The following is a 16,996-nucleotide window of genomic DNA, read 5'->3' as shown; positions in this document are numbered from 1 at the left end:
GATCAAGCATAGCGCAACAGTGCCGCCACGCCACCCAACTCGTCCAGGGGCGAGTCTCCTTCGATTTGTTCCAGGCGGGCTCCACCCACCAGGGCTCCGGCCACGGCCAGGTTGACCACGTCGTCCACCGGGGTCATGGCCTGGTTGCAAATGGGGCACATGCCCGCCACGTGGCGCAACCGGCCGCAGGAGGGGCAGCTTCCGCCGTGGGCGGTGAGCCCCCGGCGCACGAACAGGGTGTGCACCTTGCCCTCGAACAGGGCCCCCAGCACCTGGTTGAGCCCGGTGGCCGCCTGGCCGCCCGGCCCCAGGTTGTCGGCCAGATTGGCCAGGAGGCCCGCCTGGCGGGCCCGCCGCGCCTCCTGCAGGACTTGGCTCACCTCCTGGGCCACCTGGGAGGCTCCGGCCCCCACGTCCAGGACGAACTCGCCGGCCAGGCGCTGCTCCAGATAGGGGTGCAACAGCTCCTTGATATCTTCCACCGCCGCGCGGGAGCCGCCCAGCACCAGGTGTTCATAGCCCGCGCCTTCCATCAGGCTCCGGGCCTGGGCGGCCACCTCCTTTAGATAGCGGGTCCTGGCTTGGTCGGATTTGCGCGACAGATGGCTGTCACCGGTGCGCCCCTGGCTGCTGCCCTCCAGGCTGGGACCGGCCTCGCCCAATATCTGGGCCTCGGGTAACTCTTCGGTGCTGCCAAGGAAGCACCTGAAAAAACGTGCTTTTTTCCCGTCAAGCAAGATGGCGAGAGTCTCCGCCAGATCTCCGGCCAGGGCGGCCAGGGGGCGTATATAGGGGGCCGGCCCGGTCTCCAACAGGTTGCCCACCGGCACGTCCAGGCTTAGGGTCTCGAACAGGCCGGCCTGGCCGCAGGCGAACACCGCCAGGCCCCGGCCGGCGCCGGCCGGCAGGTCATCCACCAGCTTGGCCACTTTTTGCACGTCTTCACCCAGGGCGGACCACATGGCGGCTCCTCCGTTGCCGCTCAATTGCTGCTCCTTGCGTTTTATCAGATCACCCCAGGCTAAAAGCCTTTGATCCCTGGGTTGGTCCAGGGCCAGATACAGGCTCAAGGTGGCGTGGGGAGTGGTCCGGATAGAAGCGAGTTGATGAAGTTGACGCTCTTGCAGCATAAATCTCTCCTTGGACCGGGCTATAGCCGGCCCTGCCCATTATGTGCCTTGGCGCTTGCCGTGGGGGGGTGTTCCGGGGACTGAGCCCGGAGACAGGTAGGCGGGAGATGTGCCTGTCCCTGCGAGGACAGAACATCGCACCTCCAATCTGGGTGCAGAAAGTACTAAATAAATCACCCGACCTTATTTTCAGGATAGCCTTGGAAACCGTCCGGGGTCAAGGTTATCGGCCGGCCACGAGGCGGTTGTGTGTTTTGTGAAAAAAGAGTTAGAATCAATGAATAGTTAGAAAAGAAAACCATCCGGGCGGAGCAGCAAGTGAGAATAACCGATCATGAACTGCGTAGCGTGCTGAGCGCGCATGCCCGCCGCATCAGCCGGGCGTCGGCCAGCAAACGGCGTGTGTCCACGGCGGGCGGCGACGAATCCACCCAGCTCACGTTGAGCATAGAGGCCCGGCGCCGCCAGTTGGTGGACAGGATCACCGGGGACATCGTGGCTGGCCTGGGGCAGCGGCGGCGCCGTCTGGACAGGAGCATCGACGACCCCCGCGATTTGGCCCTGGACCGCTTGTCCCTGGAATACGGACAGTCGCTTTACCTGGAAGACACCGTGCATGGCACGCCCCTTTTCAGCGTAAGCGATCCCGAGGCCGGCGGCGAACTTCATCTTTTGCCCGAGAAGGAACAGATCGTATTACGGTCGCGCTTGGCCGTCTTGGAAGAGCAGGCCAACACCAGCCTTGCTCCGTAAATTTGGGGCCTTGCCGCCTGCGCTCTTGTGGTAGCTTGTATTTGCTGGCAAATCATATGCCACGCCACGGGAGTTTTAGGGTTGACGCTGGCCATGCTGGGCGATAAATAAAGCCGCAGTGTCACATGCAGGTTACCAAAGAGCTTTTCTCACGCTCGCAAGGCTACCCGTAGAACCGTGAATTTCACCGGCATAATAATTCAAGCCCTGGGCGGGCTGGGCCTTTTCCTCTTCGGCATGAAGCTGATGTCCGAGGGGTTGCAAAAGGTGGCTGGCGACCGCCTGCGCGCTTTTTTGGAGGCGGTGAGCAACCGCCGGGTGGTGGGCTGCCTGGTGGGGGCCCTGGTCACCGCGGTGGTGCAATCTTCCTCCGTGACCACCGTGACCCTGGTGGGCTTTGTCAACGCCGGGCTCATGAACCTTACCCAGGCCCTGGGGGTGATCCTGGGGGCCAACGTGGGCACCACCATTACCGCCCAGTTGATCGCCTTCAAGATCAGCGACTTGGCCTTGCCCGCCATCTTCATCGGCGTGGCGTTCAAGTTTTTCGCCAAGCGCCGCAAGTGGCAGTACGTGGGCGAGATCATCCTGGGCTTCGGCCTTTTGTTCTACGGCATGGAGCTGATGAAAAACGGCTTCAAGCCGCTCAGGTCCCACCCCGAGTTCATCGCCTTTTTCACCAAGTTCGACGCGGGCAGCATCGGGGGCATCCTGCTGTGCGTGCTCACCGGCACGGTGCTCACGGTCTTGGTGCAGTCCTCTTCGGCCACGGTGGGCATAACCATGGCCCTGGCCAGCCAGGGGCTTTTGAACCTGCCGGGTTCGGTGGCCCTGATCCTGGGCGACAACATCGGCACCACCATAACCGCCGAGTTGGCCAGCATCGGCGGCACCCTGGTGGCCCGCCAGACCGCGCGGGCCCATACCTTGTTCAACGTGATGGGGGTGTTGTACATAGTCGTCCTGTTTAAACCCTTCCTGTGGCTGGTGGAGTGGGTGACCGGCGGCATCATGGGCATCGGACCGGCCCAGCAACTGGTGGGCAGCGAGCAGCCCAACATCAGCCGCTATATCGCCAACGCCCACACCATGTTCAACGTCATAAACGCCACCGTTTTCCTGGCCTGTCTGCCAATCCTGGTCAGGGTGGCCACCAAACTGACCTGGGGCAAGCCCGAAGAGGCCCAAATGATGGATTTGGGCCGCCCCATGCACCTTGATTACAAGTTCGTGGACAACCCCACCGTGGCCCTCACCCAGGCCCGCGAGGAAACGGTGCGCATGGGCCGCCTGGCCCAGGTGATGTACCGCGACGTCACCGAGGTGATGTTCAACCGCAAGCTGGAGCACCTGGCCCGCTGGAAGCAATCCGAGGAGGCCCTGGACAACCTGCAAAAGGCGATCACCGATTTCCTGGTGCAGGTGAGCCAAGGCACCATCACCGACGCCGAGAGCCGCGAGATCAACTCCATGTTGCGCATGGTCAACAACATCGAGCGGGTGGGCGACGCCACCGAGAACCTGGCCGAATTGACCGAGGAGATGGTGGAGAACAAGCTGGAGCTGGCCGAGCGGGGCATGGAAGACTACCGCACCATGCGCAACAAGGTGGGGCGCTTCTTGGAGATGGTGGTCACCGCCGCGGCCGAGCGCAACCGGGACATCATGGAAGTGGCCCAGACCATGGAAGACGAGATCGACTTCATGCGCGAGCAGATGCGCGACGACTACCTGACCCGCCTGCGCTCCGGCGTGTGCACCGTGGACCCCGGCCTGGTGTTCGTGGACATGCTCACCAACTTCGAAAAGGTGGGCGACTACTGCTACAACGTGGCTCAGGCGGTGGCGGGTCTGCGCTAGGGCGTTTATCACCGGCACCGCGCATAATGAAAGGGCCCTCGCGGGCCCTTTTGCTGTTGGTGGGGTTGCGAGCGCCTAGGCGGCGGCCAGGGGCCAGCTCTTGCCGCCCAGCTCCAGGGCGAAGCCTTCGCCTTTTTCCACGATCTTTTCGGCCAGCTGGTAGTAGGCCGCCCGGCTGAACCGGGCCGGGAAGGTCCCGCCCTTGATTTGGCAGTAGACGATGCCGTTGTCACTCAGGCTGAGGGTGGCCGGGTCCAGGGCCTCGCGGCTGGCGTCGCTGATGGTGAGGGTGGCGCCCTCGCCCGCGAAGTCCACCTGCCTGACCACGTGGAAGGTGTCGGCCACCTCCAGCTCGCAGGTCTGGCCGTCGATGGTGACCACGTAGTGCCCGTCTTCCAGGCGCACCGAGTCGTAGATGAGCTTGATGATGGTGGGGTGGATCATGGGCCGCCCCTGGGAGGACATCTCGCCGTCCGGGTTCACCTGTATCTGGCAGGGGGGGTACTTGCCGGTCCAGCCCTCGGGCATGTAGGCGCTCAGATCGGGCTTCAACTCGTCCATGGCTATCTCCTAGAACGTTTTTTCCGTGTCCAGCAAAAGGGTCACCGGGCCGGAGTTGACCAGGCTCACCTCCATCATGGCCCCGAAGCTGCCGGTGGCCACGGTGAGCCCCAGCTTGCGCAGCTCCTCCACAAAGGCCAGGTACAGGGGCTCGGCCTGTTCGCCTCCGGCGGCGCGCACAAAAGCGGGGCGGCGTCCCTTGGCGCAGTCGCCCCACAGGGTGAACTGGCTCACCACCAGCACCTCGCCGCCGGTGTCAAAGACCGAGAGGTTGAGCTTTTCCCGGGCGTCGGGAAAGATGCGCAGCCCGGCGATCTTGGCGGCCAGCCAGGCGGCCTCGGCCGGTCCGTCATCCCGGCTCACCCCCAGGAGCACCATGAGGCCGGGGCCGATGGCCCCCACGACGGCCCCTTCCACCTCCACCGAGGCTTGGGACACCCGTTGCACTACCGCCCGCAAAGCTCGGCCCCTAGCCCAGGTGGTCGATGAGCCCGGCCAGGTAGCCCCCGCCGAAGCCGTTGTCGATGTTGACCACGCTGAGGCCGGGGGCGCAGGAGTTTAGCATGCCCAGCAGGGCCGCCAGGCCTCCGAAGCTGGTGCCGTAGCCCACGCTGGTGGGCACCGCCACCACCGGCTTGTCCACCAGGCCGGCCACCACGCTGGGCAAGGCTCCCTCCATGCCCGCCACTACCACGTAGGCGCTGGCCTGCATGAGCACCTCGGCCGCGCTGGCCAGGCGGTGCAGGCCGCTGACTCCCACGTCGTAGACCGTTTCCACCTTGGAGCCCATCAGCTCGGCGGTGAGCACCGCTTCCTGGGCCACGGGCAGGTCGCTGGTGCCCGCGGCGATGACCACCACCGTGCCCTTGCCCGGCCGGGGCGGCTCGGCGGCCAGCTGGCTCAGGCAGGCGCAGTCGGGGTGATAGGCGAGCTCGGGATATTCGGACAGCACCGTCTCGGCCTTGGCCCGGTCCACCCGGGTCACCAGCACCGCCGCGCCCTGGGCGTGCAGGGCGCGAGAGATGGCGGTGATCTGCTCGGGGGTCTTGCCCTGGCCGAAGATGACCTCGGGGAAGCCCCGCCGAAGCACGCGGTGATGATCCACCCGGGCGAAGCCCAGGTCTTCGTAAGGCAGTTTTTTCAGCCGCTGCATGGCCTGCTCCGGTTCCAGGGAACCGGCGGCCACTTGCTCCAGAAGTTGTTTGAGACTATCGCTGTTCACAGAAGTCTTGTCCTTTCCAGGCAACCTAACTAATATTTGAATCAGATATTTTAGCTTGCCCGCGGCGGGCGCGCAAACGCGAGGGCTCATGGAAAAAAACGGCAAATCCGCCCCTGTCCCGGTTTGGCAGGAGGTGCTCTTCAGGGCCCCGGCCCCCCAGGCCGAGGCGGCGGCCGACTTTCTCACCAACCTCACCGGCCACGGCGTGCAGCTCATCGACGAGTTGGGCACCCCCGACCTGGTCACGGTGCGGGCCTTTTTGGAGACCAGCGCCGAACTCATGGCCCAAAAGGCCCTGGTGGAGCGCTACGCCGACTCCCTGGCTCAGGAGGCGCAGGAGGGCCCGGTTGAGGTGAGCTTCAGCGACCTGCCCCAAGAGGACTGGGCCGGAGCCTGGAAGGCCTACTTCCATCCCCGGCTGGTGTCCCGGCGGCTCATCGTGGCCCCGCCCTGGGAAGAGGCCGTGCCCCAGGAAGGCCAGATGGTGGTGGTCATCGATCCGGGACAGGCCTTTGGCACCGGCCAGCACCAGAGCACCCAGCTGGTGCTCAGGCGCATCGAGCGGCTGGCCGGAAAGGGCCGTTTGCCCGCCAGGGTCTTGGACGTGGGCTGCGGCTCGGGCATCCTGGGCCTGGCCTGCCTGTTGTTCGGCAGCGAACAGGTGGTGGGCATCGACATCGACCCCGAGGCGGTGAAGGCCACCCTGGCCAACGCGGAGCGCAACGGCCTGAGCAAAGGCATCGTGGCCCTGACCACGCCCCTGCAGGAAATCCAGGAGCGCTTTCCCCTGGTGCTGGCCAACCTCATCGCCCATGAACTCACCGAGCTGGCCCAGCCCCTGGTGGGCCTCCTGGCCCCCGGCGGCGAGCTGGTGATCAGCGGCATCCTGGTGGACCAGATTCCGGCCATGAGCGAGCTGTTCGCCGCCCTGCGCCTCAAGGTAGTGGAGCAGGACTCCCTGGGCGGCTGGGCGGCTCTGGTGCTGGTGCTGGCGTGAGCCTCCGGCGCTTTTTGGTGGATCCCGCTGCCCTGGCCGTGGGCGAGGTGGCCCTGGCCGCGGCCGAGGCGGCCCACGCCCGCAAGGTGCTGCGCCTGGCCCCCGGCGCCGAGGTGGAGCTAATCGACGGGCAGGGGCGTCGAGCCCGAGGGGTGCTGACCCGCCTGGACAAAAGCGGGGCCATCGTGCGGGTGGAGGCCCTGGAAGAGGCTGCGCCGCCCGCGCCGCGCCTGGTGCTGTGCCCCGGCCTGCTCAAGTCCCCGGCCATGGACCTGTTGGCGGCAAAGCTCACCGAGCTGGCCGTGGACCAGGTGCGCCCGGTGCTTACCCGGCGGGCGGTGCCCAAGGCCGACGGGGGAGGGGCCAAGCTCACCCGCTGGCAGCGCCTGGCCGGCCAGGCGCTCAAACAATGCGGCGCGGCCCAGGCCCCGGAGTTCGTGCCTCCCGCCCATCTGGCCCAGGTGCTGGCCGCCGCCCCCGCCTCGGCGGGCAAGCTTTTGCTCTATGAAGACGAGGCGCGCACCAGCCTGGCCCAGGCCCTGCCCGGCCTGGCCGGGGCGGCCGAGGTCTGGGCCCTGGTCGGCCCGGAGGGCGGCTTTACTCCCGAGGAGGCCGCCCAGGCCGCGGCCGCCGGCTTTGTCTCCTGCCGCCTGCCCCACACCATCCTCCGGGCAGAGACCGCTTCCTTGGTGGTGGCCGGTGTGATACGTTTTGCCCTGTGATCATCGTTAAATTTTAGTTGCACCACGGGAAGGACCCCACCATGGCGCGCCCCTTTGATCATCTGCGTCCCTCTCTCACCCGCCTGGGGCCGCCTCCCATGCAGGCCCGCCGCGAAGTTCTTTTGATCCACGGGGCCTGGGGCGGGGCCTGGATGTGGCAAGACCTGGCCCCGGCGCTGGCCGCCCGGGGCTATGGGGTCAACTGCCTGGAGCAGCCCGGCCACGGGGCCGACCGCTGGCAACTGCCCTCACTGACCTCCATCGATGATTACGCGGATATCAGCCGCCGGGCCGCCGCCTCCTTGGGGCGTCCGGTGCTGGTGGGTCATTCCCTGGGCGGCTGGCAGGTGCAAAAGATCTGGGAGGCGGTGGATCTGCCCGGAGTGCTCTTGGCTCCCCTGCCGGGCGCGGGCCTGCCCTGGGCCAGCTTCGTCAAGCTGTTCCTGCGCCATCCCGGCAAGATGGCGGGGCCTCTGCTGGGCCGTCCGCTGATCCTGGGCGACCCGGCCATGCTGCGGCGCTTTTTGTTCCACCAACTGGACGAGGCCACCCTGGCTGATTACGTGAGCCGCCAGTCGCCGGAACCGGCCTGGGTATGCCTGCAAATGGCCATGCTCTTGGGCCTGGGCCTGGGCCGACCTCACCCCCGGCCGGGGCGGGAGCCGCGCCTGCTGCTGGCGGCGGAGCGGGACTACCTGGTGCCGCCGCCGGTGCAGCAAAAGCTGGCCCGCCGCCTGGGGGCCCGCTACGTGGAGCTGGCGGGCCTGCCCCACGGCATGTGGCTGGAAGACCCCCAGGGCCGGGTCAAGGCGCTGCTCCTGGAGTTTCTGGACCAGCTGTAAGAAAAGGCGGGGATTAACCCCGCCCGCTTGAATGCCAGGAATTGTCGGGCTTCGCTGCGCTCAACCCGACCTACGCTATCGCTTGAGTTGGCCAGGGGCGAAGCCGCCCTTTAACGCCAGCGCTTCTTGCGCTTGTAGCGCTGATACCCCTTAACGCTGACCTCGGAGCGAATGCCCAGGTAGAACTCGCGCACGTCCTCGTCGGCCATCAGCTCCTCGGGCGTGCCGGCCAACACGAAGCGGCCGTTTTCCATGACGTAGCCGTAGTCGCAGGACTTGAGCGCCATGGCCGCGTTCTGCTCCACCAACAGGATGGTGGTGCCGTCCTCGGCGTTGACCCGCTTGATGGTGCTGAAGATCTCCTTGACCAGCAGGGGGCTCAGACCCAGGCTGGGCTCGTCCAGGAGCATGATCCGCGGGTGCATCATCAGGGCCCGGCCAATGGCCAGCATCTGCTGCTCGCCGCCGCTCAGGTGTCCGGCCAGCTGCTTTTGGCGCTCCTTCAGGCGGGGAAACAGCTCGTACACCCGCTTCAGGTCTTCCCTGGTCTGGGAGGCCTTGCGGGTGTAGCCGCCCATCTGCAAATTTTCCAGGACGGTGAGCTCCTCGAAAACCTCGCGGCCCTCGGGCACGTAGGCCAGGCCCAGGTTGACGATGTCCTCGGTGTCCTTTTTGTCGATGCGGGTGTCGTCCAGCCAGATGGTGCCCTTGTCGGGCTGGTCCTCCAGCATGCCCATCACGGTCTTGCACAGGGTGGACTTGCCCGCCCCGTTGGAGCCCAGGATGGCGGTGATCTTGTGCTCGGCCAGCTCCAGGGACACGCCCCTCAGGGCCATGACCAGGCCGTAGAGGGTCTCGATGTTCTTAACCTGGAGCATCAGGCCACCTCCAGGGCCGAGTCTTCGCCCAGATAGGCCTTGAGCACCTCGGGATGGTTCTGCACCTCCTCGGGCTTGCCCTGGGCTATGGGCTCGCCGTAGTTGAGCACCATCACCTCGTCGCTCACCTCCATGACCAGGCGCATGTCGTGCTCGATGACCAGCAGGGTGATGCCCAGTTCTTCCTTGATGTCGCCCAGCCAGATCATCAGGTCCTGCTTTTCCTCCATGTTCATGCCCGCCACCGGCTCGTCCAACAAGAGCACGTCGGGCTCCATGGCCAAGGCCCGGCCCAGCTCCACCACCTTTTGGGTGCCATAGGGCAGGCCGCCCACGAAACGGTCGCGGGCGTGTTGCAGGTCCAGGAAGTCGATGATCTCCTCCACCTTTTGCCGGTGGGCGATCTCCTCGGCCGCGGCCTTGCTGCCCCGGCGGAAAAAGGTGGACCCGCTCCAGATGCCGCTTTTCATGTGCAGATGGCGGCCCAGGAGCAGGTTGTCCATGGTGGTCATCTTGGAAAACAGCTCGATGTTCTGAAAGGTGCGGCCCAGGCCCAGGGCGGCGATCTTGTAGGGCTTCATGCCGTTGATGCGCTGGCCCTTGAACAACACCTGGCCCCGGGTGGGCTTGTACAAGCCGGTGATGCAGTTGAACAGGGTGGTCTTGCCGGCGCCGTTGGGGCCGATGACCGCGGTGATGCTGCCCTGCTCCAGGCTGAGCGAAACGTCGGCCAGGGCGGTGATGCCGCCGAAAACCATGGACAGATCTTTTATCTCGAGGATGGCCATGGGGCTCCGGAGTTGTGCGGGGGGCGGAGGCCGCGTGGGCCCCCGCCCCTGGTTGACACGAGTTATTCCACGCCGATCCAGTCGCTGAGGCGCTGGCCCTTGCCGTAGGTCACCTTCTTGCCGTTCACCTCCATGGTGGCCGGCACGCACTTGGCCAAGAACACCTTCTTGATGCCCTGGCGGCGCTCGGGCCCGTAGGTGATGGGGCCCATGATGCCCTGGAAGTCCTTGAGGCTTTCCATGGCCTTGATGAAGTTGCCCACGCTCAGGTCCTTGCCCGCGCGCTTGATGCCCTCCACCATGGGCTCCACGAAGCCGAAGCCGGCATAGAAGAACACGCCCCAGCGCTCCTTGGGAGCGAACTTCTTCTGGGCCGCCTGGTACTTGACCATCAGGGGGGACTTGCTGTCGGGCAGCTCGGCGAAGTTGCCGAAGATCATGCCGTTCCACAGGCCCTTGGTGATCTTGAACATCAGGGCCACGTCGCTCAGGGTGGAGCAGGCCATCCACTGGGGCTTGTAGCCCAGCTTGGCCGCGGTGCCCAGGACGATGGCGGCGTGCTTGGGATAGACCCACATGATCACGCAGTCGGCGCCGGCCTTCTTCATCTTGAGCACGTGGCTGGCCAGGTCGGTTTCGCCCACTTCCACCGGCACGTCGGCGGCCAGGGTCATGCCCCGCTTCTTGAGCTCGCGCACCGCGCCCTCCAGGCCGCCCTTGCCGTAGTCGTCGTTCTGGTAGAAGAAGGCGATCTTCTTCTTGCCCAGGGTGTCGATGGCATAGGAGGTGAGGATCTGGGCCTCATCCGGGTACAGGGGGTACACGCCGAAAATGTTCTTTTTGAGCGGCTGGGTCCAGTGGGGCGAACCGGTGGCCATGCCCACCCAGGGGATATTGTTCTTGATGATGTAGGGCATCACCGCCATGCCCGGGCTGGTGCCCACGCCGCAGGCGAAGCCCCAGATCTTCTCCTGCTCCCACAGCTCCTTGGCGATGGCCTTGGTGCGGTTGGGGTTGTAGCCGTCATCGCGCATGAAATACTCGATCTTGCGGCCGTTGATGCCCCCCTCGGAGTTGATGAGCTCAAAATAGACCCCGGTGCCCCGGGCCACCGCGCCCCACAGGGCGGCCGGACCGGTCTGGGGCCCCCATTGGCCGATCTTGATGCTGGTATCCGTCACTCCCTGCACCCCGGCCGCGCCGGCGGCCCCGGCCAAGGCCAAGCTAAGCACCAAAACCATCAGCCATAGCAACTTTTTCATGATCCCTCCCTCCAAAGAAGATCGATAACAGGCGGCCGAACCGGCGCGCCTAAACTTTGCGCACGTAGTGCTTGGCGAAAAGCCCCGAGGGCTTGACGCACAGAATCAGGACGATGACCGCGAAGGCCACCACCGCCTTGAACTCCACGGACACGTAGCCGCCGAACAGGTTCTCCACCACTCCCAGGATGAATCCCCCCAACACCGCCCCCACCAGGGAGGTCATGCCCCCCAGCACCGCGGCGGAAAAGCCCTTGAGCTGCGGGGTCCACATGAGGTTGGGGTCCAGGGTGTCGGTGGAGGCGATCAAAAAGGCGGCGCAGGCCCCCACCACCGAGCTCATTCCCCAAGTGAGCATCATGATGCGTCCCACTCTGATGCCCATGAGCCGGGCGGCCTGCTGGTTCTGCTGGGTGGCCTTCATGGCCACGCCCACCTTGGTGTAGCGGAAAAATACGTACAGGAGAATCATCAGGGCGCAGGCCACCCCCAGGGTGACCAGGTTCAGGTCGCTGATGACCACGTCGGCGCCCAACTGGTGCACGTCGAAATCGCTCACCGGGAAGGGGAAGTCCTTCTGGTCGCTGCCCCAGCGCCAGGAGGCCAGGCCGTAGAGCACCATTTCCAGGCCCAGGGTGATGATGATCAGCCCCAGCACGTTGGGCTCCTTGGCCCGGCGCAGGAAGGCGAACTCCAAGACGGCCCCCAGGCCGAAGGCGAAGGCCAGGGCCAGGGTGAAGGACATGGCGAAGCCCAGGCCGTAGGTGCTCAGGCACATGTAGGCAATGAAGGCGCTGAGCATGGCCATGTCGCCCTGGGCGAAGTTTAATACCTCGCTGGTTTTGTAGATGATGACCATGGCCAGGGCCATGAGGGCGTAGGTGGCCCCTATGGCGATGCCGCTGGCTATTAATTGTCCGAGCATTGGCTAAGCATCTCCGGCTGCGCCAGGCACCGTCATGCTGCGTTGCCGGCTGCGCTCGGGCCTCAACGTAGGCTTGGCTACGCCTGCGGCCCGTGCTCGCCAGACGCCTTGTCTGCCGGCGCCTGGCTGGGCCGATTCTGAGCGCGAAGCCCTTATGGATGTTGGTGCCTTGGTCATGAAAGCCTTTTTAATCGCGGTTCAGGTGGTTACTTCGTACGACCTTCGTAAAACAGGGCCCTAGAAGGGCCAGGTGCGCCAGTAGATCTTGGTGCGGATCCAGAAGCCGTAAAGCCCCAGCGGCTCCACGATGATGATCAGCACCATGATCAGGCCGAACACCACGTATTGCACGTTGGGCAGCCCGCTCAGGGTGAACACCTGCTGGCTCAACTCGGTGAGCAACGGGCCCAGGTAGGGCAGCTCGCCGATACGGGCCAGCTCCAGTTGCAGCCAGGTGATGAGCACCGCGCCCATGATCGATCCCAGGATGGAGCCCAGGCCGCCCACCACCACCATGGCCAGGAACATGATGCTCACCATGACGTTGAAGGTGTGGGGGCTGATAAAGCCCAGGATGAAGGCCATGAGGCCCCCGCCGATGCCGGTGAAAAAGGCGCTGACCGCGAAGGCCAGGGTCTTGTAATAGGTGAGGTTCACCCCGATGCACTCGGCGGCGATGTCGCTGTCGCGCACCGCCACGAAGGCCCGGCCCACCCTGGTCTTGGTGAGGTTGCGCAGGCCCCAGGTCATCACCACGCAAATGGGCATGATCACCGCGTAGCGCCCGGCGTCCGTGGCCACCTTGAGCCCGAACAGGTCCAGGGGCGGGGCCTGCAGGCCCATGTGGCCGCCAAAGGCGTCCAGGCGCCCCAGGATCTGGGTGATGGTTAGGCCGAAGCCCAGGGTGGCGATGGCCAGGTAGGGCCCCTCCAGCCTCAGCGCGGGCAGGCCCAGCAAAAAGCCGAAGGCCGCGCTGATGAAACCGGCCAGCGGCAGGGCCAGCACGAAGGGCAGGTGGGCGTTAAGCATCAGGGCCAGCGTGGAATAGGCCCCGATGGCGAAAAACCCGGCGTGGCCCAGGCTGATCTGCCCGGTGTAGCCCACCAGCAGGTTGAGCCCCAGGGCCACGATGACGTTAATGGCCATCAGGTTCAGGGTGTAGATTTGGTAGGAGTCGGCCCAAAAGGGGAACACGCTCAAGGCCGCCAACAACAACACCAACCAGAAGACCTGCGGACCGCTGTCCAGCAGACGGACGTCCTCATAGTAGTCGCGCTTCATGTCCATGGGCGCGGGCTTCCTCCGGAAGCTATTTACTTTTTGTCGGAGTCTGAGGCCTTGCGCGGGTGGCTTAGGCGCTGCACCACCCGGTCGCTGTAATCATTGTCGCTGAATATCCCAGAGCTGGGCCGCAGATGGCTTATTTTCATGGTCAGGTAGTTCAACCGCTTCAGGGCCTGGTAGCGGGTTTTCTCGTCCGGGGCGTTGGCCAAAAGGTCCTCCACCTGCATCAGCTCTTTTTGAGCCTCCAGCTCGGGTGGGGTGTAGCCGGCGTTTTTGAGGATTTTGTAGGCCAGCCTCAGCTCTTCGGGCACATGGGAGTCGTCCTCCAGTTGCAGGGGACGGCCCCGTCCGGGGAGGTCGTCGAAGTCGCCTCGTTCGGCGGCCTTCTGGATGCGTTCCTCCGCCAGTTTGCCGAAGATGTCCAGAGCCAAGGCTAAATCATCCTCCAGACCTGGTGCCCGGAATGCGGGCCCATGACGGCAGGCCCACGGTTGAGGCACGATCGTAGCCTATACCAGTAGGCATTCGCAAGGCAAATCAACATGATGAACGCGATTCATTGAGGGCGGCGGGCGTTCAGCCCCCCAGCCGGGACATCTGGCAGCCGGCGGCGTGGGGGCTCAATACCCCCTGGTGGTGGCCCTGGGGCTTGAGACGGGCCGCCTCCAACAGAGCCTGGGCGATCCGGGCGTCGTCGGCTCCCCCGCGCAATAGGGGCTTGAGCTCCACGGCCGTGTCCGACAGCAGGCAGGGCACCACCTGGCCTTCGCTGGACAGGCGGATGCGGTTGCAGGTCGCGCAGAAATGGCTGGACAGGGCGCTGATGACCCCCAGCTCGCCGGGCGCGCCGGTCAGGCGCAAGCGCTGGGCCGGGCCATCGCCGGGGCGCTGGGGCAGGGGCTCCACCTCGCCCAGGGTACGGATACGCGCCAACACCTGCTCCGCGGCCAAAAAACGCTCCGGTTGGAAGGGGGTGCTGCGGCCCACGGGCATGTACTCGATAAAGCGTACCGCCAGGGGATGCTCCAGGGTCAGGCGGGCGAACTCCACGATTTCTTCATCGTTGACCCCGCCCAACAGCACCACGTTGATCTTCACCGAGATATTGGGTTCGTCCAGCGCCGCCCGGATGCCTTGGCGCACCTTGGCCAGGGCCGGCCCCCCGGCCTCGGCCCCCAGCCCGGTGATCTGGCCGTAAAGATCTGGCTTGAGGGTGTCCAGGCTCACGTTGACCGTGCTCACCCCTCCGGCCACCAGCTCGGGCAGCTTGGCGGCCAGCAGGATGCCGTTGGTGGTCATGCGCAGGTCCGGACGGGGGCGCAGGGCCTTGAGGTCGCCCAACAGGCGGGACAGGCCCTTGCGCAGCAGGGGCTCGCCCCCGGTAAGACGTATCTTGTCCACCCCCAGGTCCACGGCGATGCGCGCCACCCGAGCCAGCTCCTCCAGGGTCAGCACCATTTCCTGGGGCAGCTTTTCCACGCCCTCGGGCGGCATGCAATAGCGGCAGCGCAGGTTGCACAAGTCGGTGATGGACAGGCGCAAATAATGAAGGCGGCGGCCGAAACAGTCCACTAGCTGGGTTGGAGTTGGGGCGGATGAGGTCGTGGTCATGCCTTTTTCCTGGAACTGCTCAATAAGTCTCGGTGAAGCCCAAGTTTATTCCCGGTGGGCATATCCGTCAACGTTGCTCGAGAACCTGGTGGTAGCGTTCCACCAAGGTGGTGAGCAGCCGGTGATGCCCCACCACCTCCCGCTCAATGGTGTTGCGGGGATCCTTGGACAGATAGCGGCGACGCAAGTAGGGGTTTTTCAGATATCCGGCGCAGATGGTCAAAAGCTTGTCCAGTTGTTGGGGGTGCTTGGCGGCCAGGTCTTCGCCCTCCTGGCTGACGACGTGGGTGAGGATGATGAGAATCTGCACGTGCTTGAACTGGCGGCCAAAGGCGTCGGTGCGGTTTTTGACCAGCTTTTCCAATAGGCGCAGCCGGTGGGCCCATTTGGCCTCGTTCAGGGTATCGCGCAGCTCTTGGTAATATTCGGGGTAGCGGGCCATACCCGCCCGCTGGTCAGGGTCTTCCAAATAGGAGTAGATCACCTTCAGGCAGCGGTCGAACTGCTCGGAGCTGTAATCGGCCAGGATGTGGCGGTGCTTGGCCAGCCAGGCGCTCAGGAATTTCAGCCGTGTCTGGGGGTCGCTGGTGCTGCTCAGGCGCTCCAGGCCGCGATAGACGATGGTGCCGGTGTGCTCGCCGCGCACGATGTCCTGCAACACCAGCACCCGGTCCAGGCTCAGGCCCAACACGTCAAGGCCACCCAGGGCCTCGCCGCTCTGGGGGTGCACTATCTCCTGGGAGGCCACGCTCAGGGCCCGGTCCTCCAGGACGTTGGCCGGGTGGTAGGCGTGCTGCACGTAGCGGACCCGCAGCAGCACCACCCCCCTCTTGGGGTCTACGAAAAAGCCACCGTCGCTTATGCGTTGCAGGCCCGCCTTGTTGCAGTCGGCGGTCTGCACCAGGGCGGTTTTTTCCACCCGGGGCAACCGGCCCTGGCTGCCCAGGCTGGTGAGGGTGGTTATGGTCCGGTCGCTGTGGCCCATCACCTTGACGATGAAGTTTTCCCGGCGCCGCATCAGGCGGCGGGCGAACAGGGCCGCCGAGGTGTGACGCTCGCCGGTTACGGGAAAGCCGGTCTGCTCCATGAGAAAGTTGTAAACGAATTGGCGGTTGGCGGCGTAGGCCCGGTTGTCGCCGGGGGTAAATTTGCCGATACGCCGGCCGAAGCGCTTGATCTCGCCGTCCAGGTCGGAGGGAAGAGAGGCGAAAACTCCGCCCAGATACCATTGCCCCTCCCCGTCGCGGGCCAGAACGTGGCCCCGGTCCATGGACATCAGCAAGGGCAGGAGTTGCACATACTGCCGTACCGCCGTGGCGCCGGAGTTGCCCAGGATGTTTTCCAGCTCCGGGCGCAGGTTGCGGGGCATGCGTTGGCGCAGGGCGGCCCGGTTGGCCGCAGCCAGGGCCCGGTCGGGGGGATCGCCCTCGGGGAACAACTGGTCGTACTGAAGGCCTTCGTCCTGGTAGCTCAGAGCGCGGTCCAGGGCCACCATGGAAAAGGCGGGCAAATCGCGGTATTCAATCAGGGGGGCGTCAAAGGGAGGAATAAGCTCCCTGGCCTCCACCAGGGGATAGTCTTGATCGTAGGGCGCCAGAAGGCCCTGGTAGAGGTGCAGCAGGTCCAGCGCCTGGGTCACTTGGGCCAGGGTTCCCCCTGGTTTGGGGTGCTCCAATAGTTCCCACAGGCCGACTTCGCCGATTACCGCCTGTGTAAACCAATTGGGGGGCAAATGTTTTCCTCCACGATCACAGTATGTTGTCCCTTGGTAGCATGGGCCGGAACGCCGGGTCAACAAAACTGTGCCTAATAATCACCCATAAACGTCCCTGCCGTTGACAACCCCGCGAGCTTCTGATAGAAAATACCGCACTCGGGGGCTGTAGCTCAGCTGGGAGAGCGCATGACTGGCAGTCATGAGGTCGACGGTTCGATCCCGTTCAGCTCCACCAAGAAAAACAACGGGTTAGGTCGCAAGGCCTAACCCGTTTTTGTTTATATTTGTATAATATTGCATAACTTACATAGCCAAGTCCGCTAGTTCGGTCCCCAGCGTGGCCAAACACTCCTCGGCTTGGCGCAAGGTTTCGTGTCCCAGGCGCTTCCTGATCTGGCTCAGCCGCAGCCCTTTAGCTTGTAAGAAGTCACCTCGTGGCCGCCC

17 protein-coding genes and 1 tRNA gene are annotated in these 16,996 nt (G+C 64.8%); 6 read left to right on the top strand and 12 right to left on the bottom strand.

Annotated features, from left to right (window positions below):
• Window positions 1-2: 2 nt before the first annotated feature.
• Window positions 3-1,130, bottom strand: a complete 1,128-nt coding sequence (locus tag AACH32_RS15755; RefSeq protein WP_338601531.1) for a hypothetical protein — start codon at window positions 1,128-1,130, stop codon at window positions 3-5.
• A gap of 318 nt (window positions 1,131-1,448) precedes the next feature.
• On the opposite strand from AACH32_RS15755, the gene AACH32_RS15750 reads away from it, so the two are divergent.
• The gene (locus AACH32_RS15750; protein ID WP_338601529.1) at window positions 1,449-1,883 is read left to right on the top strand and encodes a hypothetical protein; all 435 of its coding nucleotides are present in this window, start codon (window positions 1,449-1,451) and stop codon (window positions 1,881-1,883) included.
• A 177-nt stretch (window positions 1,884-2,060) separates the two neighbouring features.
• A complete protein-coding gene (locus tag AACH32_RS15745; protein WP_338601525.1) occupies window positions 2,061-3,743 on the top strand; it encodes a Na/Pi cotransporter family protein in 1,683 nt (560 codons plus the stop codon).
• 75 nt (window positions 3,744-3,818) lie between these two features.
• On the opposite strand, the gene AACH32_RS15740 is transcribed toward AACH32_RS15745, so the two are convergent.
• The 3 genes from AACH32_RS15740 to larB are packed head-to-tail and all read right to left on the bottom strand — an operon-like array spanning window position 3,819 to window position 5,526.
• The gene (locus AACH32_RS15740; protein ID WP_338601523.1) at window positions 3,819-4,304 is read right to left on the bottom strand and encodes a hypothetical protein; all 486 of its coding nucleotides are present in this window, start codon (window positions 4,302-4,304) and stop codon (window positions 3,819-3,821) included.
• A gap of 9 nt (window positions 4,305-4,313) precedes the next feature.
• Complete coding sequence (gene dtd, locus AACH32_RS15735; protein ID WP_338601521.1) at window positions 4,314-4,763, bottom strand: D-aminoacyl-tRNA deacylase; 450 nt, start codon at window positions 4,761-4,763, stop codon at window positions 4,314-4,316.
• Between the two features lie 10 nt (window positions 4,764-4,773).
• Window positions 4,774-5,526, bottom strand: a complete 753-nt coding sequence (gene larB, locus AACH32_RS15730) for a nickel pincer cofactor biosynthesis protein LarB (RefSeq protein ID WP_338601518.1) — start codon at window positions 5,524-5,526, stop codon at window positions 4,774-4,776.
• Between the two features lie 88 nt (window positions 5,527-5,614).
• Here larB and AACH32_RS15725 point away from each other — a divergent pair, with 88 nt between their 5' ends.
• Genes AACH32_RS15725 through AACH32_RS15715 form a run of 3 tightly spaced genes read left to right on the top strand, consistent with a single transcriptional unit; the run spans window position 5,615 to window position 8,087 of the window.
• On the top strand, window positions 5,615-6,523 hold the full coding sequence (locus AACH32_RS15725; protein WP_338601515.1) for a 50S ribosomal protein L11 methyltransferase: 909 nt from the start codon (window positions 5,615-5,617) through the stop codon (window positions 6,521-6,523).
• Window positions 6,520-7,245 carry an RsmE family RNA methyltransferase gene (locus AACH32_RS15720; protein ID WP_338601513.1) on the top strand — a complete coding sequence of 242 codons (726 nt, stop codon included), beginning with the start codon at window positions 6,520-6,522 and terminating at the stop codon, window positions 7,243-7,245. Before AACH32_RS15725 ends, AACH32_RS15720 begins: the two co-directional genes overlap by 4 nt.
• Before the next feature lie 41 nt (window positions 7,246-7,286).
• Window positions 7,287-8,087, top strand: a complete 801-nt coding sequence (locus AACH32_RS15715; RefSeq protein ID WP_338601510.1) for an alpha/beta hydrolase — start codon at window positions 7,287-7,289, stop codon at window positions 8,085-8,087.
• A gap of 110 nt (window positions 8,088-8,197) precedes the next feature.
• On the opposite strand, the gene AACH32_RS15710 is transcribed toward AACH32_RS15715, so the two are convergent.
• From AACH32_RS15710 to AACH32_RS15675, 8 genes are all read right to left on the bottom strand, one after another.
• Window positions 8,198-8,965, bottom strand: a complete 768-nt coding sequence (locus AACH32_RS15710; RefSeq protein ID WP_338601507.1) for an ABC transporter ATP-binding protein — start codon at window positions 8,963-8,965, stop codon at window positions 8,198-8,200.
• On the bottom strand, window positions 8,965-9,753 hold the full coding sequence (locus AACH32_RS15705) for an ABC transporter ATP-binding protein (RefSeq protein WP_338601505.1): 789 nt from the start codon (window positions 9,751-9,753) through the stop codon (window positions 8,965-8,967). Before AACH32_RS15705 ends, AACH32_RS15710 begins: the two co-directional genes overlap by 1 nt.
• 62 nt (window positions 9,754-9,815) lie before the next feature.
• A complete protein-coding gene (locus AACH32_RS15700) occupies window positions 9,816-11,015 on the bottom strand; it encodes an ABC transporter substrate-binding protein (RefSeq protein WP_338601502.1) in 1,200 nt (399 codons plus the stop codon).
• A gap of 49 nt (window positions 11,016-11,064) precedes the next feature.
• On the bottom strand, window positions 11,065-11,940 hold the full coding sequence (locus AACH32_RS15695; protein WP_338601499.1) for a branched-chain amino acid ABC transporter permease: 876 nt from the start codon (window positions 11,938-11,940) through the stop codon (window positions 11,065-11,067).
• A gap of 237 nt (window positions 11,941-12,177) precedes the next feature.
• The gene (locus AACH32_RS15690; RefSeq protein ID WP_338601496.1) at window positions 12,178-13,227 is read right to left on the bottom strand and encodes a branched-chain amino acid ABC transporter permease; all 1,050 of its coding nucleotides are present in this window, start codon (window positions 13,225-13,227) and stop codon (window positions 12,178-12,180) included.
• 26 nt (window positions 13,228-13,253) lie between these two features.
• Window positions 13,254-13,655, bottom strand: coding sequence for a DnaJ family domain-containing protein (locus AACH32_RS15685; RefSeq protein WP_338601494.1), 402 nt, complete (start codon window positions 13,653-13,655; stop codon window positions 13,254-13,256).
• A 145-nt stretch (window positions 13,656-13,800) separates the two neighbouring features.
• On the bottom strand, window positions 13,801-14,835 hold the full coding sequence (gene moaA / locus AACH32_RS15680) for a GTP 3',8-cyclase MoaA (protein ID WP_338601492.1): 1,035 nt from the start codon (window positions 14,833-14,835) through the stop codon (window positions 13,801-13,803).
• Window positions 14,836-14,902: 67 nt separating this feature from the next.
• Window positions 14,903-16,567, bottom strand: coding sequence for a hypothetical protein (locus AACH32_RS15675; protein ID WP_338601490.1), 1,665 nt, complete (start codon window positions 16,565-16,567; stop codon window positions 14,903-14,905).
• Between the two features lie 144 nt (window positions 16,568-16,711).
• Between AACH32_RS15675 and AACH32_RS15670 the strand changes: the two genes are divergently transcribed.
• A tRNA-Ala gene (locus AACH32_RS15670) sits at window positions 16,712-16,787 on the top strand.
• Window positions 16,788-16,996: the final 209 nt, after the last annotated feature.

This window comes from Desulfoferula mesophila (genome assembly GCF_037076455.1).
Classification (GTDB): domain Bacteria; phylum Desulfobacterota; class Desulfarculia; order Desulfarculales; family Desulfarculaceae; genus Desulfoferula; species Desulfoferula mesophila.
Note: the sequence above shows the minus strand (reverse complement) of the source record. Positions and strands in the feature narration are given on the sequence as shown.

Coding starts and splice junctions, on each gene's coding strand:
- AACH32_RS15755 (WP_338601531.1), bottom strand. CDS start 1,130: ATGCTGCAAGAGCGTCAACTTCATCAACTCGCTTCTATCCGGACCACT.
- AACH32_RS15740 (WP_338601523.1), bottom strand. CDS start 4,304: ATGGACGAGTTGAAGCCCGATCTGAGCGCCTACATGCCCGAGGGCTGG.
- AACH32_RS15725 (WP_338601515.1), top strand. CDS start 5,615: ATGGAAAAAAACGGCAAATCCGCCCCTGTCCCGGTTTGGCAGGAGGTG.
- AACH32_RS15715 (WP_338601510.1), top strand. CDS start 7,287: ATGGCGCGCCCCTTTGATCATCTGCGTCCCTCTCTCACCCGCCTGGGG.
- AACH32_RS15710 (WP_338601507.1), bottom strand. CDS start 8,965: ATGCTCCAGGTTAAGAACATCGAGACCCTCTACGGCCTGGTCATGGCC.
- AACH32_RS15705 (WP_338601505.1), bottom strand. CDS start 9,753: ATGGCCATCCTCGAGATAAAAGATCTGTCCATGGTTTTCGGCGGCATC.
- AACH32_RS15700 (WP_338601502.1), bottom strand. CDS start 11,015: ATGAAAAAGTTGCTATGGCTGATGGTTTTGGTGCTTAGCTTGGCCTTG.
- AACH32_RS15695 (WP_338601499.1), bottom strand. CDS start 11,940: ATGCTCGGACAATTAATAGCCAGCGGCATCGCCATAGGGGCCACCTAC.
- AACH32_RS15690 (WP_338601496.1), bottom strand. CDS start 13,227: ATGGACATGAAGCGCGACTACTATGAGGACGTCCGTCTGCTGGACAGC.
- moaA (WP_338601492.1), bottom strand. CDS start 14,835: ATGACCACGACCTCATCCGCCCCAACTCCAACCCAGCTAGTGGACTGT.